The following is a 25214-nucleotide window of genomic DNA, read 5'->3' on the forward strand; positions in this document are numbered from 1 at the left end:
GGAGCCGAATCTCCGAGGGAACCCTATTTAACCCAAGGTCCCCGCGTGGGCGCGCAGCGCGGGATCGTCGCCCGAGAGCTGGGGCAGCATCGCGACGAACGCCCAGTCCTGCCCGCCCGAGTCGTCGAACGTCAGGTGAACGCGGTCGCCGTCGCGCTCGAACGTGATGGTGAACAGCGCACGGTCGAGCACGGCGTCGTCCGACGTCGTCGTGAACTGCTCCTCGAAGTCCTCCTCGACGAGGAACTCGCCCGACGCCGCCGCGCGAGCCTGCGGATCGTCCACGCGCACCACCAGCCGCGGCAGGTCGGTGCAGTGCACCGCGCCGAGCCCGCGCAGCAGCACCTCACGCAGCCACGCGCCGCCGAGATCGAAGCCGCCGCCCCAGAAGAACACCAGGCGATCGACGCTGAGCACGTTCGCCTCGTCGTTGAACAGGCCCTTGAGCAGGAACCGCGACGTTGCGTCGCCCGGCCACGGCACGCCGTGCCGCCGGCCGAGCTCGACCAGCGGCGCGGGCACGGCGCCCTCGCTCCACGGCGCGTCGGCGGTCTCCTCGTAGATGACGTAGTCCGCGACGAGCCGCCGCAGCTCCGCCGCGGCCTGCTCCGCCGCGGCGACCGTCGAGAACTCCGCTGCCTGCATCACGACGTGGCTCATGCGTGCCGTGTATATGATTCCGCGGGCGATGACGAGGAAGCCGTCGATTCAGGCGAAGACCATCACGGAATGGAAGGACCGTGATGAAGCAGGGACCGGAGACCCCTGATTCCAGTCGCGTCGAGCACGGGTACCCCGCTGCTCGTGCCGGAACAAGCGGAGTCCTGGCGGGTGCGCCCCGCGTCGCGCGCGCGGTACTCGGCGATCATCTCCTTCGTCACGTCGCGATCATAACAGAGAGGCGCCGCGCCTCCCGGCCGCGAGTAAGCGCTGCGTTTGCCGCATTGTCTGCCCGCTCGATCGGTATCGTAAGGACACGGGCAGCTCCCGCTGTACGCCGCTCGCGACTCGGCGATGAGAGCCTTCCGGATCGCGGCGTCCGTCTTCGGCGCCTCTGCCCTGGCCGAGGGCGCCGCGAACATCGCCATTCCAACGACGAGCCAGCATCCAAGCCGCATCACCTGGCATCGTACCGACCCTCCGGAGCCTCACAACAGGATCGTTCGTTCATGTGCCCCCGTGTGTTCGCGTCGGTCGAGCGGATGGCATCGTGTCCCACTCGGCGGTGATTCACATCGGGTCGGGCTTTCGCGCGTCCGTCGTGCGCAGCATCGTCACGGGGCTCGACGCCCTGGGACGCCTCGACCGACCGATCGAGAGACCGCTCCTCGTCTTGACGGGCGCGCCGCGACCAGGGATCCTCGCCGGCATGCGTCTCGCCGCGTTCGGGGTGACCCTGTTGCTCGTGGGCAACGCGCACGCCGAGCCGACGGCGCAAGCGCCCGCCGTCAACACCACCCGGCGCGACGTGGGCACCGGCCTCTCCGTGGGCGGACTGGTCCTCGGCTCCGTCGGAGCAGGCATGTTCTTCCTCACCCGGCCGAGCGGCGACGATTCCTGCGGTTGCGCGTCTCGCGCATGGGTCTTTCCCACCGTGCTCATGAGCGTCGGAGGCGCGATGACCCTCACGGGTGTACCGCTCTGGATCACGGGTCAGATGAAGCTCGATCGCGCCACGACCCGGGCCGAGCTGCAGCTCGGTCCGCTCGGCGGAAGCGTCCGGCTCCTGTTCTGAAGGCGTGCGACGCGCGCCCCGCCGCCCCCCGCGGTCACGTGACCGCGGGCCCCGCGGCGAGCCCGCCGCTCACGGCTCCGCGGGCGCCCCGTCCCGTATCCCGAGCGTCTCCTCGCGCGCCGACAGGCACGCCTCGCTCCCCACGACGAACGCGCGGCAGTTGTCCGGCCTGATCTCGTAGATGGCGCAGCGCAGGTCCTCGCAGAGGTGCTGGCACCGCCCGCTCGCCGCGAAGCGCAGCGTGATCTTGCCGTCCCGCGCCCGCCGCACGTAGGCGCGCCCCGTGAGGTCGCCGCGGCCGGCGCCCCGGAAGCGCGCGAGGTCCACCTCGTCGAGCAGCACGTTGGCGTCGTGGCAGCAGGCGCCGCACGAAAGGCAGTCGAGCGCCACCTCGCGGATCGCCCCCGGGTGCGTGCTGTCGCGCTCGCACCAGTCGAGGACCGAGCCCTCGTACTGCCGCTTCACCCGCGCCGTCGCGAGCCCCTTGGCCGGCCCCTCGCCCACGCGGCGAAAGCGCTGCTGCTCGATCGACAGGAGCGACCACAGCCCGAGCTCCGTGAGCTTCCCGTCCTCGCCGATGGAGAGCAGGAGGTCGACCCGCTCGTCCGGCAGCACGATGGCCGCGTGCCCGCCGGCCCTCACGTGCGCCGCTGCGCGGCTCAGGAAACGCGGGCGAAACCGGCGCCAGACGGGGCGAGACACGACGTATGCGGACATCGGGGCGCATCTTCGCGCCACGGCCCCGCGCTGCCAAGCCCCCGCCCTCGCCCGGCGGCGGCGCTGCGCTATGTTGGAAGGGTGCGACATCGCAAGAAGATCGTCATCGTGAAGACCGGTGAGCCCGTCCCCCCGGTCCTCGAGCGACGCGGCCAGTTCGCCGACCTGATCGAGCAGACGATCGGCGCCAGCTGGAGCGGCGGATACGCCGCCGTCGACGCCCGCACGGACGAGCTCCCCGCGCCCGGCGCCCCCGAGACCGCCGCCTTCGTCGTCACCGGCTCGTCGGCCAACGTCCCCCACCGCGAGCCCTGGATGCTCCGCTGCGAGGCGTGGCTGCGCGGCGTCGTGCACGCCGGCACCCCGACGTTCGGCATCTGCTTCGGCCACCAGATCCTCGCCCAGGCCCTCGGCGGCGAGGTCGTCCGCAACCCGCGCGGCCGCGAGATCGGCAGGATCCGCGTCCAGCGCCGCGCCGACGACCCGCTCTTCGACGGGCTGCCGTCGAGCTTCGAGGCGCACGCGACCCACGTCGACACGGTCGGCACGCTGCCCGAGCGGGCCGTGAGCCTCGCGTTCACCGAGCTCGACGACCACCAGGTCATCCGCTTCACGAGCACGTGCTACGGCGTGCAGTTCCACCCCGAGATGGACCACGACGTCATCGCCGGCTACATCGCGTGGCGGCGCGAGATCCTGCAGGCCGAGGGCCGCGACGTCCCGGCGCTCCTCGCCCCCATCGCGCCGGATCAGCTCGGCACACGGACGCTGCACAATTTCATCCGGCACGTGGTCGTGCGCGGCGCCTGATCCCTACGCCGCCGACCTGACCTGGGTAGTCTCTGCCCTGACTGACGCGCCGGTCAGTCGCCTCTCGGCCTGGCCCGCCGGCCGCGCGACGGGCTCGCCCGCTCCGGCGCCTCGCCGGGGGCGTCCCCCGCCGCGGGCGCGGCGCGCTCGCCCTCCGGGCCCCGCGCCGCGAGCCCGGCCGCGGGGTCCATCCGGAGGTAGCCGCGCCGCAGGAAATCGTGGAGCGCCGTGACGATGCGCTCGCGCGGGCGGGCCTGCTCCTCGAGGGCGTTCTCGAACAGCACCTCCTTCAGCGCGCCGATCGTGAACGTCGCGTACAGCTCGGTGTCCCCCGGCTCGATGACGCCGAGCCGCTGCCCCTCCGCGAGGCTCTGCTGCAGCAGGAGCTTCACCTCCTGGCGGAACGCCCGCAGCTCCTTGACGAACGCCGGGTCGAGCCCGGCCGCGTGCGACAGGAGGATGCTCGTCAGCGCCGGATCGTCGAGCAGGACGGCCACGATCGCGCGGATGTTGTGCTTGACCTGCGCCTCGACGTCCGCCGACGGGTCCACGCGCAGGATGGCGCCGCCGAGCCGCGAGAAGAGGCCGCGCACGAGCTCGCCGAACACCGAGCGCTTGTCGGGGAAGTAGAGGTAGAACGTCCCCTTCGCGACCTTCGCGAGCGCGACGATGTCGTCGACCTTCGCCTCGTGATACCCCTTCTCGGAAAACACGGTACGCGCGGCGCGGAGGAGCGCCTGGCGGCGCTCGGCCTTGTCCATGGGCCGGTCGCTTTACCATCACCGGCCCGCCATCTGGGGACCGATGTCTCCCCTCCGGCGTCGAGCGGGCCCGCCGCCCGAAAAGTCCCGGAAAGTTCGCGGCACAGCGCACGACACGCGGACGCTGGAGGGCGCCACGCGCCGTCAGACGCAACCGGTCGCAACCGAGCGCGACGTCGGAACCTTGCACCCTGGACGCAGCGATGGCCGGAGATGGCCGAAAAACGGCGTCGTGCGGCGACCAAGACGCACCGGATTGCTTGATTTCCCAGGCACCCCGTTGTAGCCATCACGACTGACCAGCCAGTCAGTCGGACGCTGGGGACCGGCGACGGCGGTGGGAGGAGCCCCGATGGGAAGGCAGATCCAGGAACCGGTCGTGGTCGGCATCGACGTCGGCTCGACGACGGTGAAGGCCGTCGTGCTCGACCCGCAGACGCTCGAGATCCTCTGGAGCGACTACCAGCGGCATCAGACGAAGCAGCCGGAGAAGGTGCTCGAGCTCCTCGAGACCATCGAGGCGTCGTTCCCTGCGTCGCCGAGGGACAGCTGGCGGGTGTTCATGACGGGCTCGGGCGCCGCGCCCCTCTGCCCCGGCCTGGGCGCGAAGTTCGTCCAGGAGGTCAACGCGGTCACGCTCGCGGTCGAGAACCTGCACCCGGACGTGGGCAGCGTCATCGAGCTCGGCGGGCAGGACGCAAAGATCATCATCTTCCAGCGGGACGAGAAGACGGGCGACAAGACCGCCGCGCCGTCGATGAACGACAAGTGCGCCTCCGGCACGGGCGCCACCATCGACAAGTGCATGATCAAGGTGGGCCTGCCGTCGACGGAGGTGGTGAAGATCCACTTCGACGACTCGAAGCTCCACCACGTCGCCGCGAAGTGCGGCGTCTTCGCCGAGACGGACATCGTGAACCTCGTGAAGAGCGGCATCCCCTCGACGGAGATCCTCTGCTCGCTCGCCGACGCGATCGTCCTCCAGAACCTGTCGGTGCTGACGCGCGGCTCGACGCTGAAGCACAAGGTGATCTTGCTCGGCGGCCCCAACACCTACCTCCCCTTCCTCCAGGAGTGCTGGCGCAAGCGGATCCCCGAGACCTGGGACGAGCGCGGCTACAGCTGGCCGAAGGACCAGCCGGTCGAGGAGACGATCTTCGTCCCGGCGAACGCGCAGTACTACGCGGCGTTCGGCGCGTGCGTGTACGGGCTCAAGGAGGCGCCGGAGGTCGGCCGCTACGCCGGCAAGTCGGGGCTCATCGAGTACATGACGAACGGCAGGAAGGCCCGGCTCGGCGAGAGCGCGGGCCCGCCGCTCGTGAAGACCCGGGACGAGGTCGACGAGTTCCGGAAGCTCTACAGCATCCCGAGGTTCAGGCCGATGGAGCTCGCGCCCGGCCAGGTGGTGCGCGGGGTCATCGGCCTCGACGGCGGCTCCACCTCGTCGAAGGCGGTGCTCATCGACGAGGACGGGAACATCGTCTGCAAGGCCTACCAGCTCTCCAAGGGCAACCCGATCCAGGACGCGAAGGAGCTCCTCGCCCAGCTCCGGCAGTACGTGCTCGATCAGGGCGCGACGCTCGAGGTGCTCGGCTTCGGCGGCACCGGGTACGCGGCCGACGTGCTCCAGGAGTGCATGCGCGCCGACGTCAACATCGTCGAGACCGTCGCCCACATGATGAGCGCGGTGAAGTTCTTCGGCGACGTCGACGTCATCTGCGATATCGGCGGACAGGACATCAAGGTCCTGTTCATGAAGAACGGCGATATCGCGAACTTCCGCCTCTCCAACTCGTGCTCTGCGGGCAACGGCATGTTGCTCCAGGCGATGGCCGACCAGTTCGGCCTGAAGGTGACCGAGTACGCCGACACGGCGTTCGGCGCCGAGCTCGCGCCGAAGTTCAGCTACGGCTGCGCCGTCTTCCTCGACACGGACCGCGTGAACTTCCAGAAGGAGGGCTTCTCGAAGGAGGAGCTGCTCGCCGGGCTCGCCCAGGTGCTGCCGAAGAACGTGTGGCAGTACGTCGTGCAGATCCCGCGGCTCGCGGCGCTCGGCACGCGCTACGTGCTGCAGGGCGGCACGCAGTACAACCTCGCGGCGGTCAAGGCGCAGGTCGATTACATCAAGGAGCGCGTCCCCGGCGCCGAGGTGTTCGTCCACCCGCACACCGGCGAGGCCGGCGCGCTCGGCGCCGCGTTCGAGACGCTCCGGGTGGTGAAGCGCAAGGGCCGGTCGACGTTCATCGGGATCGACGCGGCGATCGCCCTCGAGTACACGACGAAGAACGACGAGGAGACGGTCTGCCACTTCTGCCCGAACGAGTGCAAGCGGACCTTCATCGACACGAAGCGGCCTGACGGGACGACGAGCCGCTACATCTCGGGCTTCTCGTGCGAGAAGGGCACGGTCGAGAGCGAGCAGGCGATGCTCGCGCTCGTCGCCGAGCGGAAGAAGATCGCGAAGCAGTTCCCGAACCTCGTCGACTACGAGTCGAAGCTCGCCTTCCGGCACTTCTACGACACGGCCCCGCTCCCGGAGGACGGCGCGCCGGTGAAGGACACGGTCGTCAAGAAGGGCTTCCTCGGCATCCGCCGGGTGGAGACGACGCGCCCGTTCCGGCGGAGCGGCGCCGGGGTGCGGGAGCGCCTCCGCCGCGTCCGCATCGGCATCCCGCGCGTCCTCAACATCTACTCGACCGGCCCGTATTACCGGGCCTACTTCGAGGCGCTCGGCGTCCCCAAGCAGAACGTCGTCTTCAGCGACGCGACGAGCGAGGAGATGTGGGTCGAGGGCGGCAAGTACGGCTCCATCGATCCGTGCTTCCCGTCCAAGGTGGCGCAGGCCCACGTCCACAACCTGCTCTTCCACCACCACAGCGACGAGAAGAAGCTCCATTACATCTTCTTCCCCATCCTCACCCATGTGCCGAGCTTCGGCGAAGGGGTGATGGACAAGACGAGCTGCCCGATCGTCGCGGGCGTGCCGGACGTCATGAAGGCGGCGTTCACGAAGGAGGTCGACTTCTTCAAGACGCGCGGCATCGAGTACCTCGATCCCGCGCTCACGTTCTCCGAGATGACGCTGACGGCGCGCCGGATGTTCGAGACCTGGGGCCCGCGGCTCGGCGTCACCGAGGACGAGAGCGATCACGCGCACCGCGAGGGGATGCGGGCGCTCTCGCAGTTCGAGCGCGACCTCCAGGACAAGGGGCGGGCGATCCTCGAGACGGTCGAGTCCGAGAACCGGGTCGCCATCCTGATGATCGGGCGGCCGTACCACTCCGACCCGGGCCTGAACCACGGCATCCCGGAGGAGTTCCAGGTGCTCGGTTATCCGATCCTCTCGGTGCGGTCCATCCCGCGCGACATGGAGTACCTCGCGCGGTACTTCAAGGACGAGATCGCGAGCGGCCAGCACCCGCTCGACATCAACGACGTCTGGCCGGAGAACTACTCGGCCAACAGCGCGCAGAAGGTCTGGGCGGCCAAGTTCGCCGCCCGCCACCCGAACGTCGTCCTGCTCGATCTCTCGAGCTTCAAGTGCGGCCACGACGCGCCGACGTACGGGATCATCGACAGCATCGTGAGCTCGAGCGCCACGCCGTACGCGGCGCTGCACGACATCGACGCCAACAAGCCGGGCGGGTCGATCAAGATCCGCGTGAAGACGTACGCGCACAGCCTCAAGCTGCACGAGGAGGCGCTCGAGGACGCGGCGAAGAAGAAGGCGCAGCTGGTCCAGCGCATCGAGGAGAAGCGGCTCGAGCTGCTCCAGCTGAAGCGCGACCAGCAGGCGGCGCGCAAGATCACGGATCCCGCGCTCGAGCGGGAGATCGCCGCGCTCGCCGAGAAGGTCCGGAGCTACGTCGCGCCGGTCTCGCCCCCCGAGGTGCCGAAGACGGGCCTCGTGCAGCTCAAGAAGAAGCAGTCCGACGGGACCGTCGTCCCCCTGGAAGCCTGAACCACGTCGAAGGTCGAGGGGGGGACGGCGGGGCCGCCCCTTCCAGCATCCAAGCGAAGGGAAGCCACGCCATGCAACATACGAGCACGACGACCACGCAGAAGACGCGCCTTCCTCTGGTGGGCGAGGCGCGATCCAACAAGACCGACGTCGACATCGAGGCGGAGCTCAGGGCGTTCGAGGAGGCCGAGCGGGAGCGGCTCGGGCTCAAGGCCGAGCGGCGCCAGTGGGTCGACAACATGCTCAAGCCGAAGATGACGAAGAAGGAGCGCGAGAGCGTCACGCTCCTCATCAGCGGCCTCACCGCCGCGCAGGACTTCCTGTGCGAGGGCGCGCTGAAGGGCCTCGGCTACAACGTCCACTACTTCGGGATGAGCGACAGCGCGGGGCTGCAGACGGGCAAGGAGTTCGGCAACCGCGGCCAGTGCAACCCGACGTACTTCACGGTCGGCGGCCTCGTGAAGCACCTCATCGACCTGCGCGACAAGCAGGGGATGTCGACCGAGGACATCATCAAGAACTACGTGTTCCTGACGGCGGGCGCGTGCGGGCCCTGTCGGTTCGGCATGTACGTGACCGAGTACAGGAAGGCGCTCCGGGACGCCGGCTTCGACGGCTTCCGGGTCATGCTCTTCCAGCAGACCGGCGGGCTCTCGCAGGCGACGGGCGACGACGTCGGGCTCGAGATGAACCCCGCCTTCTTCATCGCGATCATCAAGGCCATCGTCTGCGGCGACACGCTGAACGCGCTGGGCTACCGGATCCGGCCTTACGAGGTCGAGCCGGGCGCGACGAACCGCGCGATGGAGAGCGCGAAGCGCATCCTCTACAAGGCTCTTTACGAGCAGACGAACGTGTTCAAGGCGCTCTACGAGGCGCGCAAGGAGTTCGAGGGCGTCCGGGTGGACAAGCTCCGGCCCAAGGCGAAGACGTCGATCATCGGCGAGTTCTGGGCGATGACGACCGAGGGAGACGGCAACTACGCCCTGCAGAAGTTCCTCGAGAGCGAGGGCGGCGAGAACGACATCCAGCTCACGACGGCGTGGCTGCTCTACAACATCTGGGAGTGCGCCCGAGACACCCGCGAGCGGCGCGACCTGCGCGGCGCCGACGAGGGCAATTACGGCCTCGCCAGCCTGGACGAGTTCGGCGTGGCCAAGCGCCTCGCGACGATGCGCCTCGCGGAGGGCGCGCTGCGCGTCGGCTTCCAGGCGTTCGCGCTGCCGCTCGGCCTGCTCGACTACCACCTTCCGGACATGGAGCTCGTGGCGGAGGTGGCGAAGGACTACTACTCGAACGACCTCCGCGGCGGCGAGGGCCACATGGAGGTCGGCAAGCTCATCGTGAACGCCGTGAAGTCGAAGGCGCACGTGACGGTGAGCGTGAAGCCGTTCGGCTGCATGCCCTCCTCGGGCGTCTCCGACGGCGTCCAGTCGCTGATCACGTCGCGCTACCCCGGGACGATCTTCTGCGCGGTGGAGACGAGCGGCGACGGCGCGACGAACTTCTACTCGCGCATCCAGATGTACATGTTCAAGGCGCGCATCCTGGCCGAGCAGGAGCTCACCCGCGCCTACGAGGAGGCCGGCGTCACGGAGGCCGAGGTGCGCGCGTTCCTCGAGAGGAACCCGAAGTACGCGAGCCCGCTCCACCACGCGCCGCACCGCGTCGCCGGCTCGGCCGCCAACCTGGTCTACGAGGTGGCGCCGCTCATCAAGCAGACGGCCGCCGAGCGCGCCGTGGGCAAGGCCAGGGCGGCGGCGGGCGCGCTCCGCGACGCCGTGATGGCCGCCCCGGCCAAGGCGAAGGCGGCGGCGGAGTTCCTCACGGCTCCGGAGACGCTCGCCCGGGCGCGCGAGGACGTCGCGCTGATCCGCGACATCGTCGGCGGCAAGGCCGCGGAGCGGTTCAGCCCGCTGGTCAAGCGCCTGGCCGGCAAGGCGTACTTCGAGAACAACCCCGAGGTGCGCCACGTGAGCCACGCGGAGAACAGCGTGGAGCCCATCGCCGCGGAGTGAGGCGGACGAGGCGGACGCCGCCGGGCGAGCTGCGCCCGGCGGCACCCTCAGCCTCTCCGCGAGCGCCGCGCCGCCCCGCCCGCCGCGCGCCGTCCGGCCGCGACGCACGCGCGAAATTCTGCTAGATATCGCGCGCCATGACCGAACTGCGCTCGTTGTCTCCCGATGCTCTTGCCTCGCTCACCCGTGAGCTCGAGGCGCGTTTTGCTGCCTTTGAAGCCCGCGGCCTCAAGCTCGACATGACGCGCGGCAAGCCGTCGTCCGAGCAGCTCGACCTCGCGAACGGCATGCTCGCGCTGCCCGGCGCGGGCGACGTCGTCGCCTCGGACGGCTCGGATACGCGCAACTACGGCGGCCTCGACGGCCTGCCCGAGATGAAGGCCATCTTCGCCGAGATGCTCGAGGTCCCCTCGGAGCAGGTCATCGTCGGCGGAAACAGCAGCCTGACGATGATGCACGACGCGGTGGTCCGCGCGCTCGTCCACGGCGTGCCGGACGGCAGCGGCCCCTGGGTGAAGCAGCCCAAGGTGAAGTTCCTGTGCCCGAGCCCCGGCTACGATCGCCACTTCGCGATCTGCGAGCACCACGGCATCGAGATGATCACGGTCGACCTGCGCGACGACGGTCCGGACATGGATCAGGTCGAGAAGCTCGTCGCCGAGGACGCGACCATCAAGGGCATGTGGAGCGTGCCGAAGTATTCCAACCCCACGGGCACCACGTACAGCCCCGAGGTCGTGCGCCGGCTCGCGGCCATGAAGACAGCGGCCCCCGACTTCCGCCTCTTCTGGGACAACGCCTACGCGGTCCACGACCTCTACGCCGAGGGCGACCCGCTCGCGAACATCGTGCCTGCGTGCCAGTCCGCGGGCCACCCCAACCGGCCGTTCGTCTTCGCCTCCACGTCGAAGATCTCGTTCGCCGGCAGCGGCGTCGCCGCCATGGCGGGAAGCTCCGCGAACGTGGCGGACGCGAAGAAGCACCTCGGCATCCAGACCATCGGTCCGGACAAGGTGAACCAGCTGCGGCACGTGCGGTTCTACAAGGATTTCAAGGGCCTGCTGAGCCACATGCAGCGGCACGCCGAGCTCATGCGGCCCAAGTTCGAGGCGGTGACGTCCACGTTCGAGCGCGAGCTCGGCGGCAAGGGCATCGCCACCTGGACCTCGCCGCGCGGCGGCTACTTCGTCAGCCTCGACACCCTCGACGGCTGTGCGAAGGAGGTGGTGCGCCTGGCCAACAAGGCGGGCGTGAAGCTGACCGGCGCCGGCGCGACGTACCCGTACGGCCGCGATCCTCGCGACCGCAACATCCGGGTCGCGCCCTCGATGCCGCCGCTGGATCAGATCCGCGTCGCGATGGATGTCGTCGCGGTCTGTGTCCAGCTCGCGAGCGTCCGCAAGCTCGCCGGCTGATCGCCGTCATCGCGGTCATCGCCGTCATCGTCGCTCGCCCGCATTGCGATCGACGCACCGCAGTGCAAGGGTGGGCGCTCCTTCTCGGAGCGCCTCACCATGCAGCAACTCACCCTCGAAGGTCAGCAGAGAGTTTCCGACCTGTCACAGCGCTATTTCGTCAGCACCGACGCGGTGATGACGTTGTTGCAGGCGCTCGTGAACGGCCATGGAACGATGGCGCAGTTCTACCACCCCGAGCTGGGCGGCGGCGGGCAGTGGATGCTGGGCGGCATGACCATGGTCGGGGACATGTTCAACAACGGCCTCAAGGCCAAGGTGGACGGCCTGTGCTCCGAGCTGTCCAGCCTGCTGTCCAGCCAGCCGTTCGTTCCAGCGCCCGCGAGCTATCCGTCGCAGGGCGGTCAGCAGCAGCAGCAGCAAGGTGGCAGTGGAGGTTTTGGGGGCTCGCCGGTCAGCCTGTTCGTCCCGGGGTCGGGAGGGGGCTCGGGCAGCTGGTGGCCCGGGGAGCTCGGCGTGCCGAGCTCCAGCGGATCGCAGAACAACGTCCGATATGCCTACTTCCCCGGCGCGCGGCGCCTGGCCGTCGAGGTCGACGGGCGCGTCAGCGTCTATGACACGCTCGATCATCAGATCGGCGGCGTGTCGCAGCAGCAAGGGTCGGGGGCGTCCGTGACGTTCACCAGCCAGTACGGCGTGGTGAGCGTGCTGAGCTTGCCAATCCTCTCCGGCGACCTTGCCGTGAAGCAGGCGCCGATCGCCCCGCCCGCTCCGGCGCAAGCGGCCGCTCCGGCGCAGGCGGACGCCGCCCTCCCCCGCCCTGCTCCGGCGCAGGAAGGGGATATCTTCTCCGCCATCGAGCGACTCGCCGATCTGCGGCAAAAGGGGTTCATCACCGAGCAGGAGTTCGCTGCGAAGAAGACAGAGCTCCTCGGCAGGCTCTGAGCACGAGGATAAGGACGGTCGCCGAGGGCGAGGAGGAGCGGGCGGCGAGCGCCGGAGAGGAGCGCTCGCCGCGCTCCGTCAGCCGTCACCCGCCGTGACAGACCGCTTCGATGTTGTGCCCGTCAGGATCACGCACGAACGCACCGTAGTAGCCCGGGTGGTACTGCGGCCGTAGCCCCGGCGGACCGTTGTCGACGCCTCCAGCGGCGAGCGCGGCCCGGTAGAACGCGTCGACGTCGGCCCGCGTCTTCGCGACGCAGGCGCCTGGCCTACCGCGCGGGCCGCGCGCTCTCGCGCTCGAGGCCGCGGAGGACCTCCTCGAGCGCTTCCTGGGTGATGAGACCGACGTGCCGGAAGACCTCCCGGCCCCCTGCGTCGAGGACGACGACGCTCGGCACGTGGTGCAGCCCGGCGAAGGGCCCCTCTCCGGCGATCGTCGGGGCGTCCGCGAGCGCCACCGGGTACGGGAGCTTGAGCGCCGCGACGAAGGCCTCGACGAGCGGCCGGTTCTCGCTCGCCTCGAGGACCAGGAGCGCCGCGTTGACGCGCGGCGTGTGATCGCGGAACAGCCCCGCGAGGAACCGCGCCTCCGCCTGAGACGCCACATCGTAGGTCGCGACGAACCCGATCACGCTGAACCTGCCCGAGAGCGACCCGGTCGAGAGCTCGCGGCCGTCGAGGGTCTCGTACGAGAAGCTCCGCACCGGGCCGGGCGCCCGGCCCGGCGCGGCGACCGGCGGCCCCGCCGCCGGCTCCCGGACGGCGTCGCCGCCCCCGCCGCAGCCGATCGCGAGCAGCAAGAGCGGCGTGCAGACCGGCGCGAGCGACCTCATGGCAGCGGATCACCCTCCAGGTGGGCGTCGAAGAGATCAGCGCAGAGCTGCAGCGAGGGTGGGAGCTCGGCGCCCTTGCGCCGCTGCGCCAGGACGGCATGGCACAGCTCCTCGATGACCAGCTTGATCGGCGTGGCCTCGAGCTGCGCGCCGTCGAGCAGGATCCCCGGACCCGGGGCGTCCTCCGCGCGGACGATGGGATCGTGCCGCGCCCAGGCGATGCCATCCTCGGGGAGATAGCGACACCAGAGCACCCGCACGAAGCGCAAATAGAGCGGCGTCACCAGCGCCACCACGCGATCGCCCCCCGCGGCGACGCCGCGCAGCGCGAAGCCGCCCGCCGGGCGCGGTGCGCGCTCCCCCCCCTCGATCGCGACCTCGATCCGCTCGCGGCGCCCGGCGTCGCTCTCGACCGACAGGAGCGGCGCATAGATCGCCACCGCGGGCACCTGCAGCTTGGGCGCGTCTTCCGCGAGGACGTCGAGCCACGCCTCGCGCGCCTCGGGGCCGAGCTCCCCGTACACGTGGGCCGCGGCGATGGCCGCCTCGGCGTCGGTCGCGAGCGCGGCGAGCCACTCCCGCCAGGCGGCGAGGATACGCGGGTCGAGCAGCGCGCTCGACGACGCGGGCAGGCCCTGCGCCGCGCCGTCGGGCGCGGCGGCGTCCAGCGAGGGCTCCTGGAGGAGATCGACCGAGCTCGGGTCGCGGCGCTCCGTCATGCCACCCTCAGCGCAGCGCGTCGCGGCGACGCGCCCCGACGTCGCGCTCCAGATCGCGCAGGAGCTCGGCGAATTCGTCGCCCCGTCCGAGCGGCGCCGCGAGCGTGAGCTCTCCGCCGCGCTCCGCGAACAGGAGCGCGACGCCGTCGCTCGCCTCGACGATGCTCTTCACGAACACGACGTCCGCTGGATGGACCAGGACGTGCTGCACCAGCATCCCGGCGCTCGCATCCGCGATCGAGAGGGGGCCGCGCGCGGGCCCGAGCTGCTCCTCGGCCCCCGAGGGCTGCCCGCCGGCCAGAGGCGCGGACGCGACTCGCCTGGAATTGCTGTCGTTCCGGCCCATGGACGGCGGAGCTAAGCACCGCTCGCCGGAGGGATCCAGCGGGCACACCCGGCGGGGATGGCCAGCCTCCTCGCCGCGTCAAGAGGCCGCGTCCCTCCCTCGATCCGCGGGCCCCGCGGCGTTCTCGAGCTCACCAAAGCGGCGCGAGATCGTCGGGCCGCTCACCTCCATCCGTCATGATTTGCACTGGCGGCTCGCCGGCGGCGTCGTCCGGAGGCGACGGGCCGCGGGCCCGAACCAGACGAGGGCCGACGAGAGCCACCGCCGCGAGCCGGGGCAGGCGGGCTCTGGGGCCACGGAGCGCTCGAGGATCGCCGCGCGGGGCGAAAGCGCCGCGAGGGGCGCTACACTCCCGCCGATGTCAGCCTCACGAGCCTGCAGCGAGCGAATGGAGGAGCGCCGCGAGACGTGCCCGGCGCCGCAGCCGAAGACCGCCGTCGACGACGAGCGCGAGCACGACGAGAACGACGAGAACGACGGCAAGCTGCTCGATCTGCCGCCGCTCGGGCACGACGAGGAAGAAGGGGGCGACGAGGGCTTCGACGACCTCCTGCAGACGCTCGACGACGCGGAGCAGGGGCTCGACGACGCGAACGCGAGCGACCTCGAGATCGGCGTCGAGCTCGCTCTGGACGACGGCGGGACCGGGGAGGACGAGCCGGCGGAAGAAGGCGTCGACGTCGGGGCGCTCCACGAGGGGATCGCGGAGGCCGACGCGAGCACATGGCTGTCCGATGAGGCCGTCGAGCAGAGCGACGCCGAGCAGGACGATCTCGACGATCACGGCGGGGCGCACGGCGACGACGGCGGCGCGGAAGGGACGGGAGAGGACCCGGCGGACGACGTGGACGAGGGGGAGCTGCCGGCGCTCGACGCGGATCAAGACGGCGCGTACGAGGGCGAAGATCTGCTCGCAGAGCTGCCCGATCTCCCCGACGATCACGCCCCCGTCTGGGATGCGCTGCCCTGGGTCGTCGTCGAGGACGCGGGCGCCGCCGTCCCGTGCAGCACGCTCGCGGTGGCCGGCGGCTACGTCGTCGCAGGCAGCGCCGGCGCAGAGCCCGGGCTGACGAGCGAGCCCGCCGCGCGATCGGGAGGTCGCCCGCGCCGCGCGGAGCGGGCGGGCGGCGAGCGCGGGGCCGTGCTCGTCATCGACGCGGGGGCGCTCTCCGCGCGCCGCGCCGGCATCGACACGTCGGCGTCCTCGATCGCGCTGTCGGACAGCGCGATCCTCATCGCCACGCGCCGCGGCAACCTGCTGCGGAGCGACGACCGGGGGAAGAGCGCGAGCACGCTCGGCGCGTGGGGCTCGGGCGGCGCGCCCGTGACGCTCGCGACGACGCCGGGGCGCCTGTGGGTGCTGGCCGGCAAGACGCTGTGGTCGCCCGCGGCCGGCGCGGTCGTTTCGCCGCCGGAGACCGGCTCCGCCGTGGCCGCGGGCTCGCCCCGCCGCGACGGCGCGCCGTCTCCGTCGAAGGGCGCGCTCTCCCTGTCGCCCGGGCCCGCGCTGCGGGACGGCGTGCTCCGGATGAGCGCGAGCGAGGGGGTGATCGTCGCGCTCACGAGCGCGGCCGAAGGACCGCAGCTCGAGCGGCTCCGCGGCGACGACGAAGGCTCGCCGGTCGTGCCGCTGTCGGGGGCGGCGCGGCGCGCGGCCGAGGCCGACGACTGCAGGCTCGCAGCGGCGGCCGGCGGGCGCGCGATCGCGATCTCCGGCGCCGGGCTCCTCTGCGTGTCGCGCAACGGCGGCGAGACCTTCCGCGTGCTGGAGGGGCTCGCGGTGGTCGTCGCCCTCGCCTTCGCGGGCGACCACGCGACCTCGCCGCTGCTCGCGCTCGTCGCGCGCGAGGGCGAGCGCCGGGCGCAGCTGGTCCACGTGCCGTCGAACGCCGCCCCGACGCTCGTCGCCGAGCTCGGCGCGACGCGCCCCGGCGCCCCCGAGGAGGAGGCCGCGTCGATCGGACCGGCGGCGATCGCCTGGGACGCGTCGCGCGAGGTCGTGTGGGTCGCGTGCTGGGCGGGGCTCGTCGCGCTCACGCGACAGAGAAAGCACTGACGGTCGTCCTCCGCCGCGCGAGCGACGCGCTCGCGCGGCGAGCCGGCGCTCGCGCGTCGCGCTCAGCCGCCGACGAACGACGCGTGCAGCAGGCGCTGCGCGGACGCGACGTCCGCGGCGTCGACGAGGGCGCCGAGGCGCAGGGGGCCCGCGACCGTGAACCGAGGCGCGATGCCGGCGCGCGCGAGGACCTCCGCGAAGCGCGCGAGCGGCTCCGCCGTCGCGGAGAGCCCGTCGCCGACGACGCTGACCGCCGCGAGCCCCTCGACAAGCTCGAGCGACGGCAGCAGCGCGGCGAGCTTTCGCCTGGCCCCCTGCCACTCGGGCACGTTGAGGAGCGGGATCACGAACGCGCCGCCGCCGTGACCGAAGGAGAGATCCCGGAAGCCCAGCCCGAGCTCGCCCGCCGCGCGGAGGACCTCGTCGAGCCGGAGCCCGCCGTGCGCCCGCGCGAGGACGACGTTGCCCTCGGCGACGATCGCGCGCGCCGCGATCGCCGGAGGCGCCGAGCCCAGCGCGAACCGGCGCACCACCGTCTCCCGCGCGCCGGGGCCGGCGTCGAAGGTCGACCGCGCGACCAGGGCCACGCCGGAGCGCCGCGCCCACTCGACCGCCTGGGCGCAGACGACCTTCGCGCCGCACTCGGCCATCTCCTGGAGGACGGCGCAGTCGAGCTCGGGCAGGTGACGGGCGTCCGGGACGACCCGCGGGTCGGCCGAGTACACGCCGTCGACGTCGCTGTAGATCTCGCAGCGCTCGGCGCCCAGCGCCGCCGCGAGCGCCACGGCCGTCGTGTCGGAGCCCCCGCGGCCGAGCGTCGTGATCTCGCGGCGGTAGCTCATCCCCTGGTAGCCGGCGACGATCACGATGCGGCCGCGCGCGAGCTCGTCCTCGATGCGGAACGGGCGGACCTCGATGATGCGCGCGTCGAAATGGCGATCGTTCGTGAGGATGCCGGACTGGGAGCCCGTGAACGAGATCGCCTCGAAGCCCCGGGCCTGGATGGCGATCGAGAGGAGCGCCATCGAGACGCGCTCGCCGGTCGAGAGCAGCATGTCGAGCTCGCGCCGGGGAGGATCCGCGGCCGCGCTCGCCGCCTGCCGGGCGAGCGCGAGCAGGCCGTCGGTGGTCTTGCCCATCGCGCTGACCACGACGACGACGTCGTTGCCGGCGCGCTTCGCGGCGACGACGCGCTCGGCGACCTTGCCGATCCTGTCGACGTCGGCGACCGACGAGCCGCCATACTTCTGCACGATGATCGGACGGCCCGCCTTCGCGGGCGAGGCGCCCGGCTCGCACGGCGAGCCCTCCTGCTGGGCGCGGTTCGACGGCTGCTCGGCCATGCTGCACCTCCAAGCGCTGCGCGCGCTGCGCGAGAGCTCGGGCTATCACGGGCGCGACGCGTGGGCCAAGCGCGCGCCGCCGCCGCGAGGGCGCGGGCCGCGCGGCGCGCTCAGGCGAGCTCGCTCTGGAGCAGCATCTCGTAGAGCTCCGCCTCGGAGTCGCGCCCCTCGGCCCGCGCCCGGGCGGCGAGCCGCGCGAGCACGCTCCGCCGCCGCGGCGCGACCTCCAGGCGGACGGCGTCGTCCCCCTCCTCCATCCGCGCCGAGAGCAGGGCGAGGAGATCGAGATCGCGGCCGAGCCGCTCGAGCACATCGGCGAGCGCCATCGCCACCCCCTGGTCGGCGGGATCGGCGCGCAGCCGATCGGCCAGCCGCTCGGCCAGGAGCTCGTCGTCGACGCCGAACGCGCGGGCCAGCGGCACCTGCCCCTCCGCCAGCGTGACGCTGCTGGGGATGGGCGCCGTGAGGTCGGTCGACGTGTCGGTGCCATCGAGCGTGGGCATCTCGTCGAGGGTCCCGGGGTCGATCGGCGCGGCCTCGGGCGGGGCGGCCGGCGCGCGGGGGACAGGGGGAGGCTTGATCGGCGCCGGGGCGATCACCACGGGCTCGGGCGGGATCGTGCGCCGGCGCGGGGCGGCGACGTGGACCTCGATCCGCTGCTCGGCCGCGCGGGGCCGCTGGACCGGGCCGGGCGGCGCCGCCGGGGCGGGCGCGACCGGCGGCGCGATCTCGCCCGAGACGCGGCGGAACGCGGCGGTGATGCCCGGATCGCGCGGCCGGAGGCGCAGCGCGAGGCCTAGCTGTCGCTGCGCCGCGAGGAGATCCCCCCGGGATCGCTCCTCGATCTCGGCGGCCTCGGCGAGCAGGGCCGCGACGGCGGCGGCGCCGTCGCCGAACGGCGCTCCCCTCGCGCGAGCGGGGCCCGCGTCGTCCGCGCGGCCCTGGAGGGCGAGCTCCACCGCGTCGCGCAGCCGCCCGAGCGCGACCGACGCTCCCCCGAGATCGCCGAGCCCGGCGCACCAGCGGCCCTCGAGCAGCCGCGCCTCCAGCGCCTCCGGCACGCCGGGCGGGACGCTCCGCACGCGCGCGATCGCCGCCGGGAGATCCCCCGCGATCTCCGCGAGGCCCCGGCCGAGCTCCAGGTCGAGCGCGCACGCGGGCGCGCCGCTGCGCGCGGCGAGGGCGCGCGCCCGGGCGAGGAGGTCGAGCGCGCGCCTCCCCTCCCCGGCCGCGCGCAGCGAGCGCGCCAGGCCCGCGACCACGTCGGGGCTCTCCGGCGCGTAGCGGAGCGCCCGCTCGAAGAGCACCCGCGCGTCGGCGGCGTCGCCCCGCGCGAGGAACGCCTCCGCGGCCCTGCGAGACACGGCGTGGCGCGCCTCGGCGCCGCGCGCGGAGGCCTCGAGGTGCTCGGCGTCCGCGAGCGCGCCGCGCACGTCGGCGACGTCGAGCCGCGCGTGGAATCGCGCCCACCGCAGCGCCTCGATCCCGGGCGCGCGCGCGACGCCGAGGTTCAGCGCGTCGAGGCGTACGTCGACGGCGTCCGCGAGCGCCGCCGCGCGCAGCCACGCGAGCGCGGCAAGCGGGCCGTAAGGCTCCGCGTGCGCGGCGCGCGCGAGCGCGGAGAACGCGCCGTCATGATCGCCGACCGCCTCGAGGAGCGCGCCGCCGAGGAGGCCGGCGTCCACGGCGGGCATGGCATCGACGACGGTCGAGAGCGCCCCCTCGGCGCGCTCGCCGATCACGAGGTCGAGCCAGGCGAGGCGCGAGGAGATCTCGGGGTGCCGCGGGGCGCGCTCCAGCGCGGCGAGGTAGGCGCGCCGCGCCTCGTCGAGCCCGCCCGCGGAAGCGAGCTCGTCAGCCGCGCCCGCGAGCTCGGCCGCCTCGAGCGCCCTGAGCGCTCGGTCGCCCAGCGCGGGAGGCGCCGCGCCGAGCGCGCCCTCGGCGCGGAAGCGGCCCGCCTCCGCGGTGACCACGGCCCACTGCACCCCCTCCACCGCGGGCGCCCTCGCGCCTGCCGCGGGCAGGAGCAGGCGGACGATCCGCTCGACCGCGGCGTCCAGGACGATCGCGCCCTCGACGAGGCGCCCGTGCGCGCCCGCCATCATCGACAGCGCCTGCAGCGCGAGCGCGTGCGGCGGGGCGGCGAGGCCGATGCCGCGGGCGCGCGCCGGCAGGAGCCTGAGCGCGCGCTCCCCCGGGGCCACGGCGACGTCGAACGCGAGCGCCGTCTCGCCGGATCGCAGCGCGACCAGCGCGCCGTCCTCGATGGGCGCGATGAGGAGCTGCGGCGCGCCGTCGCCGAGGAGGCCGCGGAGCCGCGGCGCGGCCCAGCCGGCGAGCTCGGTCCCCTGCGCCTCGACGGCGAGCCGGACGAGCTGGCCACGCCGGTGCCGGAAGCGCGCCACGCCGCCGGAGAGGTCGACGGGGAACCGGATCCCGGCGAGCCGCACCACGAGCTCGGTGACGCGGAGCGGACCGAGCGCGAACGGCTCCCCGAGCTCGATGGCGAGCGCGCCCTTGCTGACGGCGAGCCGGAGGACAGGGCGGTCGTCGGGCGGGCGCGGGGCCGCGCCGCCGCCGGGCGCGAGCGCGCGGATCGACGGCGCATGGCCCAGCGCGCGCGCCGGCCGGCCGCGCCTCTGTCCAGCAGCCATACCCGCCAAGGGTATCAACCCGGCGGCATTTCAGGCGAGTTCACGGCGATCGCGCCGGACGAGACGCGGCGGGGCGGGTCAGACGTCGCCCTTGGCGAGCTTGTCCTTCATTTTCTGGATGAGCGCCGGGAACCCATCCTTCTTGATGATCTTCGTGAACTGGGCGCGGTAGCTCCCCACCAGGCTGACGCCCTCGGTGACGATGTCCTGCACGCGCCAGGCGCCGCCCTTCTCGGCGAGCTTGAAGGCGATCTCGACCGGCTCCTCGCGCGCGTCCTTCCTGGAGACGGCCTTGGTCTTGACCGTGATGGCGCTGCCGCTCGCCGTCTCGCTGAGGTACTCGACGTTGAAGTCGAGCGTCTTCTTCAGGTTGCGCTCGTAGGCCTTGCGCACGAGCTGCTTGAGGAGCTCGCTGAACTGCTGCTTCTCGGCGTCGGTCCGCGCGGCCCACTCGCTGCCCAGCGAGGCCTCCGCCAGCGCCGAGTAATCGAGCATCTCGTCGAAGACCGCGCCCACCTTCTTCTGGTTCTCGCCCCCCCCCTTCTTCAGGAGGTCGAACAGGGCCGTCTGCCTGGCCTTGACGACGTCCGTCGCCGTCCCGGCGCTCGCGAGGCCTACCGGGCCGAGCGTGAGCGCGAGCAGCGAGAACGCCGCCGCGAAGAGATGGTTCATCCTGCGTGTCACGTCTGGTTCTCCTTCTGTACCTGCGGGCCGCGAGCGCGCCTCGGGACGCTTCTACTGCTCACCCTGTCGCTCCGCAAACGGCATGGCAAACAGCCTGCCAGGCCGAACGCGGGGCCCGGTGGCCCGGCGACGCCCCGCCCCTGCTCTCCATGAACATCGCGAAAAGAGACAGCAATCCGCCTTCACTGGCCCGCTCCCCAGGGGCAGACGGCGGCCTCGGCGGCCTATTCACGCGCGGGGGCGGGCTCGGCCGCAATCTCCCGGCCGGGCGCCCGGTCCGGGACCCTCACCCGGAACGCGGTCCCCTCGCCCTCGCGGCTGTCCACCTCGATCGCGAAGCCGTGATCGTCGAGGATCCGCTTCACCACGGCCAGGCCGATGCCCATGCCGTGCGTGCGGGTCGTGAAGAACGCGTCGAAGAGGCGATCGCGGGCGCCCGCGGGGATGCCTCGCCCCTGATCGCGGATCTCGAGGAGCCACGCGCCCGGGTCGCGCCAGAGGCGCACGGTCACGACGGCGCCCGCGGAGCTCGCCTGGATCGCGTTCCGCACGAGGTTCCAGACGACCTGGCGCATCTGGGCCGCGTCGGCGGTCACCGGCGCGGACGGCGGCCCGTCGAAGCGCACCTCGACGTCGACGCCGCGGCCCGAGCGCCCCGCGAGCACGACGACGTCGCGGGCCGTGGCCGAGAGGTCCACGCCCTCGAGCGCGGGCACCCGCGGGCGCGACAGATCGAGCATGTCGCCCACGAGGTCGTTCAGGCGCGCGGTCTCGCGCTCGATGATCTCGCAGAGCTTGCGGTCCTCGTCGGAGAGCGTGCCGCCCGTGCGGAGGAGCTCGATGGATCCCGCGATCGAGCCGAGCGGGTTCCTGATCTCGTGGGCCAGCCCCGCGGCGAGGCGGCCCAGCGCCGCGAGCCGCTCGGCCTGCTCCGCCCGCGCGGTGGCCTGCACGAGCCGGCCGCCCGTCGCGCGCAGCCGCTCCGCCAGGTAGCTCGCGAGCAGCGTGACCACCACGATCGCGAGCAGGTTGACGAACATCGGGTACCGCAGCTCGCCCCACTGCGTCGCGTACGCCCCGGCGGGCTGATCCGGCGGCACCCCGGCGAGGTGCAGCCCGAGCGCCGCGCACAGGACGAGGTACGCCGCCGCCCCCGACGCCGCGGCGACGATGGCGCCGGGGAGCCCGAGGAGGATCGCCCCCGTGAGGCAGGTGAGGCCGTAGAGCGACGTCGCGCCGCTCGAGGCCCCGCCGGTGATGTACACGAGCGCGGTCCAGGTGATCTGATCGGTCACGAGCTGCGCCCGCGCGATCGCCCGGAGGGCGCGGTTCATGCGCAGGAACACGGCGTAGACGCCGGAGACGCCGTACGCGACGGCGACCGTGACCAGCGCGACGTTGCTGGAGAAGCTCCCGGGGGTGAAGCCGCCGAGGTACACCGCCGCGGTCACGACGAGGAAGACCGTGAGCACCGCGAGGCGCAGCGCGATGAGCCAGGTGAGCCGGCTCGCGAGCGGCGCCTCGGCGCCGCCGGGAGCGCCGGACGGGAGCAGCATCGCCGGCGTCGAGGCGCGGGCGCCGCGCGACGGCGCGGCCTCGGCGTGATCTCGCGGCGCCCCGGCCTCGCCGCCCGGGCTCGCCGGGGAGGCCGCGGGCGACATCACTCCGCCTTGATCTTGCCGGCGAGATCGAAGATCGGCAGGTACATCGAGATGAGCACGACGCCCACCATGCCGCCGACGATGACCATGAGGAGCGGCTCGAGCAGCGACGTCAGCGCGGCGACGGCGACGTCGACCTCCTCTTCATAGAAGTCGGCGATCTTGTTGAGCATCGTGTCGAGGGCGCCGGTCTGCTCGCCGACCGCGACCATCTGCACGACCATGCCAGGGAAGACCTGCATCTCGCCGAGCGGCTCGGCCATGTTCTTCCCTTCGGAGATCTTCTGGCGGGAGTACATGAGGCCCTCCTCCACGACGACGTTGCCGGCCGTCTTCGCGACGATGTCGAGCGCGTCGAGGATCGGCACGCCGGAGCCGAGCAGCGTGCCGAGCGTGCGCGAGAACCGCGCGACGGCGATCTTCTGCATGACCGGGCCGATGATGGGGAGCCTGAGGATGAGGCGGTGCACCATCCGCTTGCCGGACGGCGAGCGGTAGAAGTAGGTCGCGCCGACGACCGCGCCCACCGCCACGACCACGATGAGCGGGAGGTACGTGACGAACGTCTTCGAGACGGCGATGACGATCTTCGTGAGCTGCGGGAGCGCGTCCTTCGCGCCGAACTCCGCGAACATCGTCTCGAAGGACGGGATGACGAACGACATCAGCACGACCATGACGACGACCATGATCACGATGACGGCGATCGGGTACGCGAGCGCGCCCCGCACCTGGCGCGCGAGCTTCACGCGCTTCTCGATGTAGATCGCGAGCCGGTTCAGGATGCTGTCGAGGATGCCGCCCACCTCGCCGGCCTGGACGAGGTTGACGAACAGGTCGTCGAAGATCTTCGGGTGGCGCCGGAGCGCGTCGCTGAACGTGGCGCCCTGCTCGACCGTGTTCTTGATGTCCTTCAGCGCCGCCTGGAAGATCTTGTTCGGCTCCTGGTTCGCCAGGATCTCGAGGCACTGGACCAGCGGCAGGCCCGCGTCGATCATCGTCGCGAACTGGCGGATGAACTTGACGAGGTCCTTCGGCTCGACGCCCGAGCCGAAGGTCAGGCTGAGGCTGAGCTGCGCCCCCTTCTTCTTGACCCGGGTGGGGTTGAGCTGCTGAGCGCGGAGGCGGTTCTGCACCGCCGCCTCGTTCTCGGCCTCCATGGTGCCCTTCCGGATCTCTCCGGAGCGGCCGCGCGCCTCCCAAACGAACTCCGCCATAGTGCTCCCGGTCTTCTCCCTGGTCCACGACGGGCCTAGCCGACGCGCAGGGGCGGCCCCGCATCGGGGAGGCCAGGATAAAGTTCCAGGCGGTCCAGGGTCAAAGACGGTGGCGCGTTCTCTGATCCGGCAGGGAGGCGGTGGAGGCGGTGGGGGCGGTGCGACGGGACGGGGAAGGAAGGGAGGGAGGGAGAGGGCGCCACGCCGAGCAGCACGCGCCGGCGGGGGTCTCCGCGCGGCGGGGGCGGGCGGGCGCTCGGCCATCCGCCAAGACGGGGACCGAAGCGCTTGCGCTGAGAACACCACCCGGCATGTCTCCCTTCGGGCCACGCCACCTGAAACGTTTCGTCGCGCGCCACACAAGGCGCGCCTGAGACGTCGCGCTCCCTGAGACAGGATGGCACCTCGGTCGGTGCTCGCCGCGCCCACCCGCCCCCGCCGCGCGGAGACCCCCGCCGGCGCTCACCTCGATCCAGCCCTGCCGCTTCCATCCGATCGCGATGGCCCTGAGCCATGAGCCCGGATCACAACCGCTCGCACACGGACACGATGGCGGGTCATCGGGACAGGAAGATGGGTCATCTGGACACGAAGGTGTGCCATCTGGACAGGCAGGTGGGTCATCTGGACAGGCAGGTGTGCCATCTGGACACGAGAGTGTGCCATCTGGACACGAGGGTGTGTCGTATGGGCATGGCACAGGTTCATCGGACGAAACGGGATCGCCGGCACGGGATCGTGAGATGGCTCCCGTTGTCCGGAGGACGGGGCGTCTGGTCCGGGTGGGTCACCGCAGGCCGGACGCCGAGGCTCCGCCGCGCTCCACGACCGGCACGAGATGCTCCCTCACCTCGCGCACGAAGCGTGCGAGGCCGCACGCCGCACCGCTCGCTTCGAGGCGCTCGATGAACACATCGGCCCAGCGCGCGTCCGCATCTCGCCCCGTGGTCGTCAGCACCGCGAGGACCCGCTTCGCATCCTTGCGGTCCGCTTCGTTCTTCGAGGTGAGTCGCTCGGGCTGCACGCAGGGGTCGAAATGGAGCTCGCGGCGGAGCGCATCAAGCCGCTGGCGTTCCGCGTCGTCCTCGGGGACCCACGCCGCGACCAACCAGGCTTCGATCTCGGGCTCGGGAAGCGCACCGACGACGACTTCGAACGGCCACGTCCTCCTTTTGTCTGCCACAGCCTGGGCGAAGCCCCTCACGCGCTCCGATGTGCGGTCCACATCCCGCGCGATCACCACGGCCTTCGGGGGCTCGTCCTCCTCCGCGAAGAGCAAGAGCGCGGCTCGGTGCATTTGCGCGTCGTCCTCGCCCCGCTCTCCTTCGAAGGAACCATA

19 protein-coding genes and 2 pseudogenes are annotated in these 25214 nt (G+C 72.0%); 7 read left to right on the plus strand and 14 right to left on the minus strand.

Translation table 11 applies throughout. The annotated features are described in order from the left end of the window. Positions 1-27: 27 nt before the first annotated feature. Both WMF27_RS31040 and WMF27_RS31045 read right to left on the minus strand, forming a co-directional pair. Positions 28-660, minus strand: a complete 633-nt coding sequence (locus WMF27_RS31040) for a hypothetical protein (RefSeq protein WP_437765255.1) — start codon at positions 658-660, stop codon at positions 28-30. A gap of 185 nt (positions 661-845) precedes the next feature. Further along, a pseudogene (locus WMF27_RS31045) lies at positions 846-1088 on the minus strand (hypothetical protein); the annotation flags it as partial. A gap of 122 nt (positions 1089-1210) precedes the next feature. On the opposite strand from WMF27_RS31045, the gene WMF27_RS31050 reads away from it, so the two are divergent. Continuing rightward, positions 1211-1735 (plus strand): hypothetical protein, encoded by a 525-nt coding sequence (locus tag WMF27_RS31050; protein WP_437765254.1) that lies wholly within the window; start codon positions 1211-1213, stop codon positions 1733-1735. Between the two features lie 69 nt (positions 1736-1804). Here WMF27_RS31050 and WMF27_RS31055 read toward each other — a convergent pair whose 3' ends face one another. Continuing rightward, a complete protein-coding gene (locus tag WMF27_RS31055; protein WP_437765253.1) occupies positions 1805-2452 on the minus strand; it encodes a YkgJ family cysteine cluster protein in 648 nt (215 codons plus the stop codon). Between the two features lie 81 nt (positions 2453-2533). On the opposite strand from WMF27_RS31055, the gene WMF27_RS31060 reads away from it, so the two are divergent. Further along, on the plus strand, positions 2534-3262 hold the full coding sequence (locus tag WMF27_RS31060; RefSeq protein ID WP_437943200.1) for a glutamine amidotransferase: 729 nt from the start codon (positions 2534-2536) through the stop codon (positions 3260-3262). Between the two features lie 53 nt (positions 3263-3315). Here WMF27_RS31060 and WMF27_RS31065 read toward each other — a convergent pair whose 3' ends face one another. After that, on the minus strand, positions 3316-4023 hold the full coding sequence (locus WMF27_RS31065; RefSeq protein WP_437765251.1) for a TetR/AcrR family transcriptional regulator: 708 nt from the start codon (positions 4021-4023) through the stop codon (positions 3316-3318). A gap of 352 nt (positions 4024-4375) precedes the next feature. On the opposite strand from WMF27_RS31065, the gene WMF27_RS31070 reads away from it, so the two are divergent. The 4 genes from WMF27_RS31070 to WMF27_RS31085 all read left to right on the plus strand — a co-directional run bounded on the left by WMF27_RS31070 (position 4376) and on the right by WMF27_RS31085 (position 12362). Beyond that, the gene (locus WMF27_RS31070; RefSeq protein WP_437943201.1) at positions 4376-7984 is read left to right on the plus strand and encodes a BadF/BadG/BcrA/BcrD ATPase family protein; all 3609 of its coding nucleotides are present in this window, start codon (positions 4376-4378) and stop codon (positions 7982-7984) included. A gap of 71 nt (positions 7985-8055) precedes the next feature. Further along, positions 8056-10002, plus strand: a complete 1947-nt coding sequence (locus WMF27_RS31075) for a 2-hydroxyglutaryl-CoA dehydratase (RefSeq protein WP_437943202.1) — start codon at positions 8056-8058, stop codon at positions 10000-10002. A 137-nt stretch (positions 10003-10139) separates the two neighbouring features. Continuing rightward, positions 10140-11417, plus strand: coding sequence for an aminotransferase class I/II-fold pyridoxal phosphate-dependent enzyme (locus WMF27_RS31080; protein ID WP_437943203.1), 1278 nt, complete (start codon positions 10140-10142; stop codon positions 11415-11417). 99 nt (positions 11418-11516) lie between these two features. Then, positions 11517-12362, plus strand: a complete 846-nt coding sequence (locus WMF27_RS31085) for an SHOCT domain-containing protein (protein WP_437943204.1) — start codon at positions 11517-11519, stop codon at positions 12360-12362. A gap of 85 nt (positions 12363-12447) precedes the next feature. Here WMF27_RS31085 and WMF27_RS31090 read toward each other — a convergent pair. The 4 genes and pseudogenes from WMF27_RS31090 to WMF27_RS31105 form a co-directional block, all read right to left on the minus strand. Beyond that, a pseudogene (locus tag WMF27_RS31090) lies at positions 12448-12624 on the minus strand (VOC family protein); the annotation flags it as partial. 7 nt (positions 12625-12631) lie between these two features. Continuing rightward, positions 12632-13195: a TlpA family protein disulfide reductase gene (locus WMF27_RS31095; protein WP_437765246.1), complete on the minus strand. Its 564-nt coding sequence runs from the start codon at positions 13193-13195 to the stop codon at positions 12632-12634. Next, entirely contained in the window at positions 13192-13914 is a 723-nt protein-coding gene (locus WMF27_RS31100; protein WP_437765245.1) for a hypothetical protein, read from the minus strand. The genes WMF27_RS31095 and WMF27_RS31100 overlap by 4 nt, the downstream gene beginning before the upstream one ends. A 7-nt stretch (positions 13915-13921) precedes the next feature. Continuing rightward, positions 13922-14260: a DUF4911 domain-containing protein gene (locus WMF27_RS31105; protein ID WP_437765244.1), complete on the minus strand. Its 339-nt coding sequence runs from the start codon at positions 14258-14260 to the stop codon at positions 13922-13924. Between the two features lie 358 nt (positions 14261-14618). On the opposite strand from WMF27_RS31105, the gene WMF27_RS31110 reads away from it, so the two are divergent. Next, the gene (locus tag WMF27_RS31110; RefSeq protein ID WP_437765243.1) at positions 14619-16316 is read left to right on the plus strand and encodes a hypothetical protein; all 1698 of its coding nucleotides are present in this window, start codon (positions 14619-14621) and stop codon (positions 16314-16316) included. A 62-nt stretch (positions 16317-16378) separates the two neighbouring features. Here WMF27_RS31110 and WMF27_RS31115 read toward each other — a convergent pair whose 3' ends face one another. The 6 genes from WMF27_RS31115 to WMF27_RS31140 form a co-directional block, all read right to left on the minus strand. Beyond that, positions 16379-17659: an aspartate kinase gene (locus WMF27_RS31115; protein ID WP_437765242.1), complete on the minus strand. Its 1281-nt coding sequence runs from the start codon at positions 17657-17659 to the stop codon at positions 16379-16381. 110 nt (positions 17660-17769) lie between these two features. After that, positions 17770-20313, minus strand: a complete 2544-nt coding sequence (locus WMF27_RS31120) for a tetratricopeptide repeat protein (RefSeq protein WP_437943205.1) — start codon at positions 20311-20313, stop codon at positions 17770-17772. Positions 20314-20391: 78 nt separating this feature from the next. Then, on the minus strand, positions 20392-20985 hold the full coding sequence (locus WMF27_RS31125; RefSeq protein WP_437943206.1) for an MlaC/ttg2D family ABC transporter substrate-binding protein: 594 nt from the start codon (positions 20983-20985) through the stop codon (positions 20392-20394). A 236-nt stretch (positions 20986-21221) separates the two neighbouring features. After that, positions 21222-22658 (minus strand): sensor histidine kinase, encoded by a 1437-nt coding sequence (locus tag WMF27_RS31130; RefSeq protein ID WP_437765239.1) that lies wholly within the window; start codon positions 22656-22658, stop codon positions 21222-21224. Then, complete coding sequence (locus WMF27_RS31135) at positions 22658-23875, minus strand: type II secretion system F family protein (protein ID WP_437765238.1); 1218 nt, start codon at positions 23873-23875, stop codon at positions 22658-22660. The genes WMF27_RS31130 and WMF27_RS31135 overlap by 1 nt, the downstream gene beginning before the upstream one ends. Before the next feature lie 787 nt (positions 23876-24662). After that, positions 24663-25154: a hypothetical protein gene (locus WMF27_RS31140; RefSeq protein WP_437765237.1), complete on the minus strand. Its 492-nt coding sequence runs from the start codon at positions 25152-25154 to the stop codon at positions 24663-24665. Positions 25155-25214 lie beyond the last annotated feature (60 nt).

The organism is Sorangium sp. So ce281 (genome assembly GCF_051527395.1).
Lineage (GTDB): Bacteria > Myxococcota_A > Polyangia > Polyangiales > Polyangiaceae > Sorangium > Sorangium cellulosum_B.

Excerpts from the sequence above, each read along its gene's own strand:
- WMF27_RS31100 (WP_437765245.1), bottom strand. The coding sequence starts at position 13,914 with ATGACGGAGCGCCGCGACCCGAGCTCGGTCGATCTCCTCCAGGAGCCC.
- WMF27_RS31120 (WP_437943205.1), bottom strand. The coding sequence starts at position 20,313 with ATGGCTGCTGGACAGAGGCGCGGCCGGCCGGCGCGCGCGCTGGGCCAT.
- WMF27_RS31125 (WP_437943206.1), bottom strand. The coding sequence starts at position 20,985 with ATGAACCATCTCTTCGCGGCGGCGTTCTCGCTGCTCGCGCTCACGCTC.
- WMF27_RS31070 (WP_437943201.1), top strand. The coding sequence starts at position 4,376 with ATGGGAAGGCAGATCCAGGAACCGGTCGTGGTCGGCATCGACGTCGGC.
- WMF27_RS31075 (WP_437943202.1), top strand. The coding sequence starts at position 8,056 with ATGCAACATACGAGCACGACGACCACGCAGAAGACGCGCCTTCCTCTG.
- WMF27_RS31115 (WP_437765242.1), bottom strand. The coding sequence starts at position 17,659 with ATGGCCGAGCAGCCGTCGAACCGCGCCCAGCAGGAGGGCTCGCCGTGC.
- WMF27_RS31040 (WP_437765255.1), bottom strand. The coding sequence starts at position 660 with ATGAGCCACGTCGTGATGCAGGCAGCGGAGTTCTCGACGGTCGCCGCG.
- WMF27_RS31095 (WP_437765246.1), bottom strand. The coding sequence starts at position 13,195 with ATGAGGTCGCTCGCGCCGGTCTGCACGCCGCTCTTGCTGCTCGCGATC.
- WMF27_RS31135 (WP_437765238.1), bottom strand. The coding sequence starts at position 23,875 with ATGGCGGAGTTCGTTTGGGAGGCGCGCGGCCGCTCCGGAGAGATCCGG.
- WMF27_RS31110 (WP_437765243.1), top strand. The coding sequence starts at position 14,619 with ATGTCAGCCTCACGAGCCTGCAGCGAGCGAATGGAGGAGCGCCGCGAG.
- WMF27_RS31130 (WP_437765239.1), bottom strand. The coding sequence starts at position 22,658 with ATGTCGCCCGCGGCCTCCCCGGCGAGCCCGGGCGGCGAGGCCGGGGCG.
- WMF27_RS31085 (WP_437943204.1), top strand. The coding sequence starts at position 11,517 with ATGCAGCAACTCACCCTCGAAGGTCAGCAGAGAGTTTCCGACCTGTCA.
- WMF27_RS31105 (WP_437765244.1), bottom strand. The coding sequence starts at position 14,260 with ATGGGCCGGAACGACAGCAATTCCAGGCGAGTCGCGTCCGCGCCTCTG.
- WMF27_RS31055 (WP_437765253.1), bottom strand. The coding sequence starts at position 2,452 with ATGTCCGCATACGTCGTGTCTCGCCCCGTCTGGCGCCGGTTTCGCCCG.
- WMF27_RS31065 (WP_437765251.1), bottom strand. The coding sequence starts at position 4,023 with ATGGACAAGGCCGAGCGCCGCCAGGCGCTCCTCCGCGCCGCGCGTACC.
- WMF27_RS31080 (WP_437943203.1), top strand. The coding sequence starts at position 10,140 with ATGACCGAACTGCGCTCGTTGTCTCCCGATGCTCTTGCCTCGCTCACC.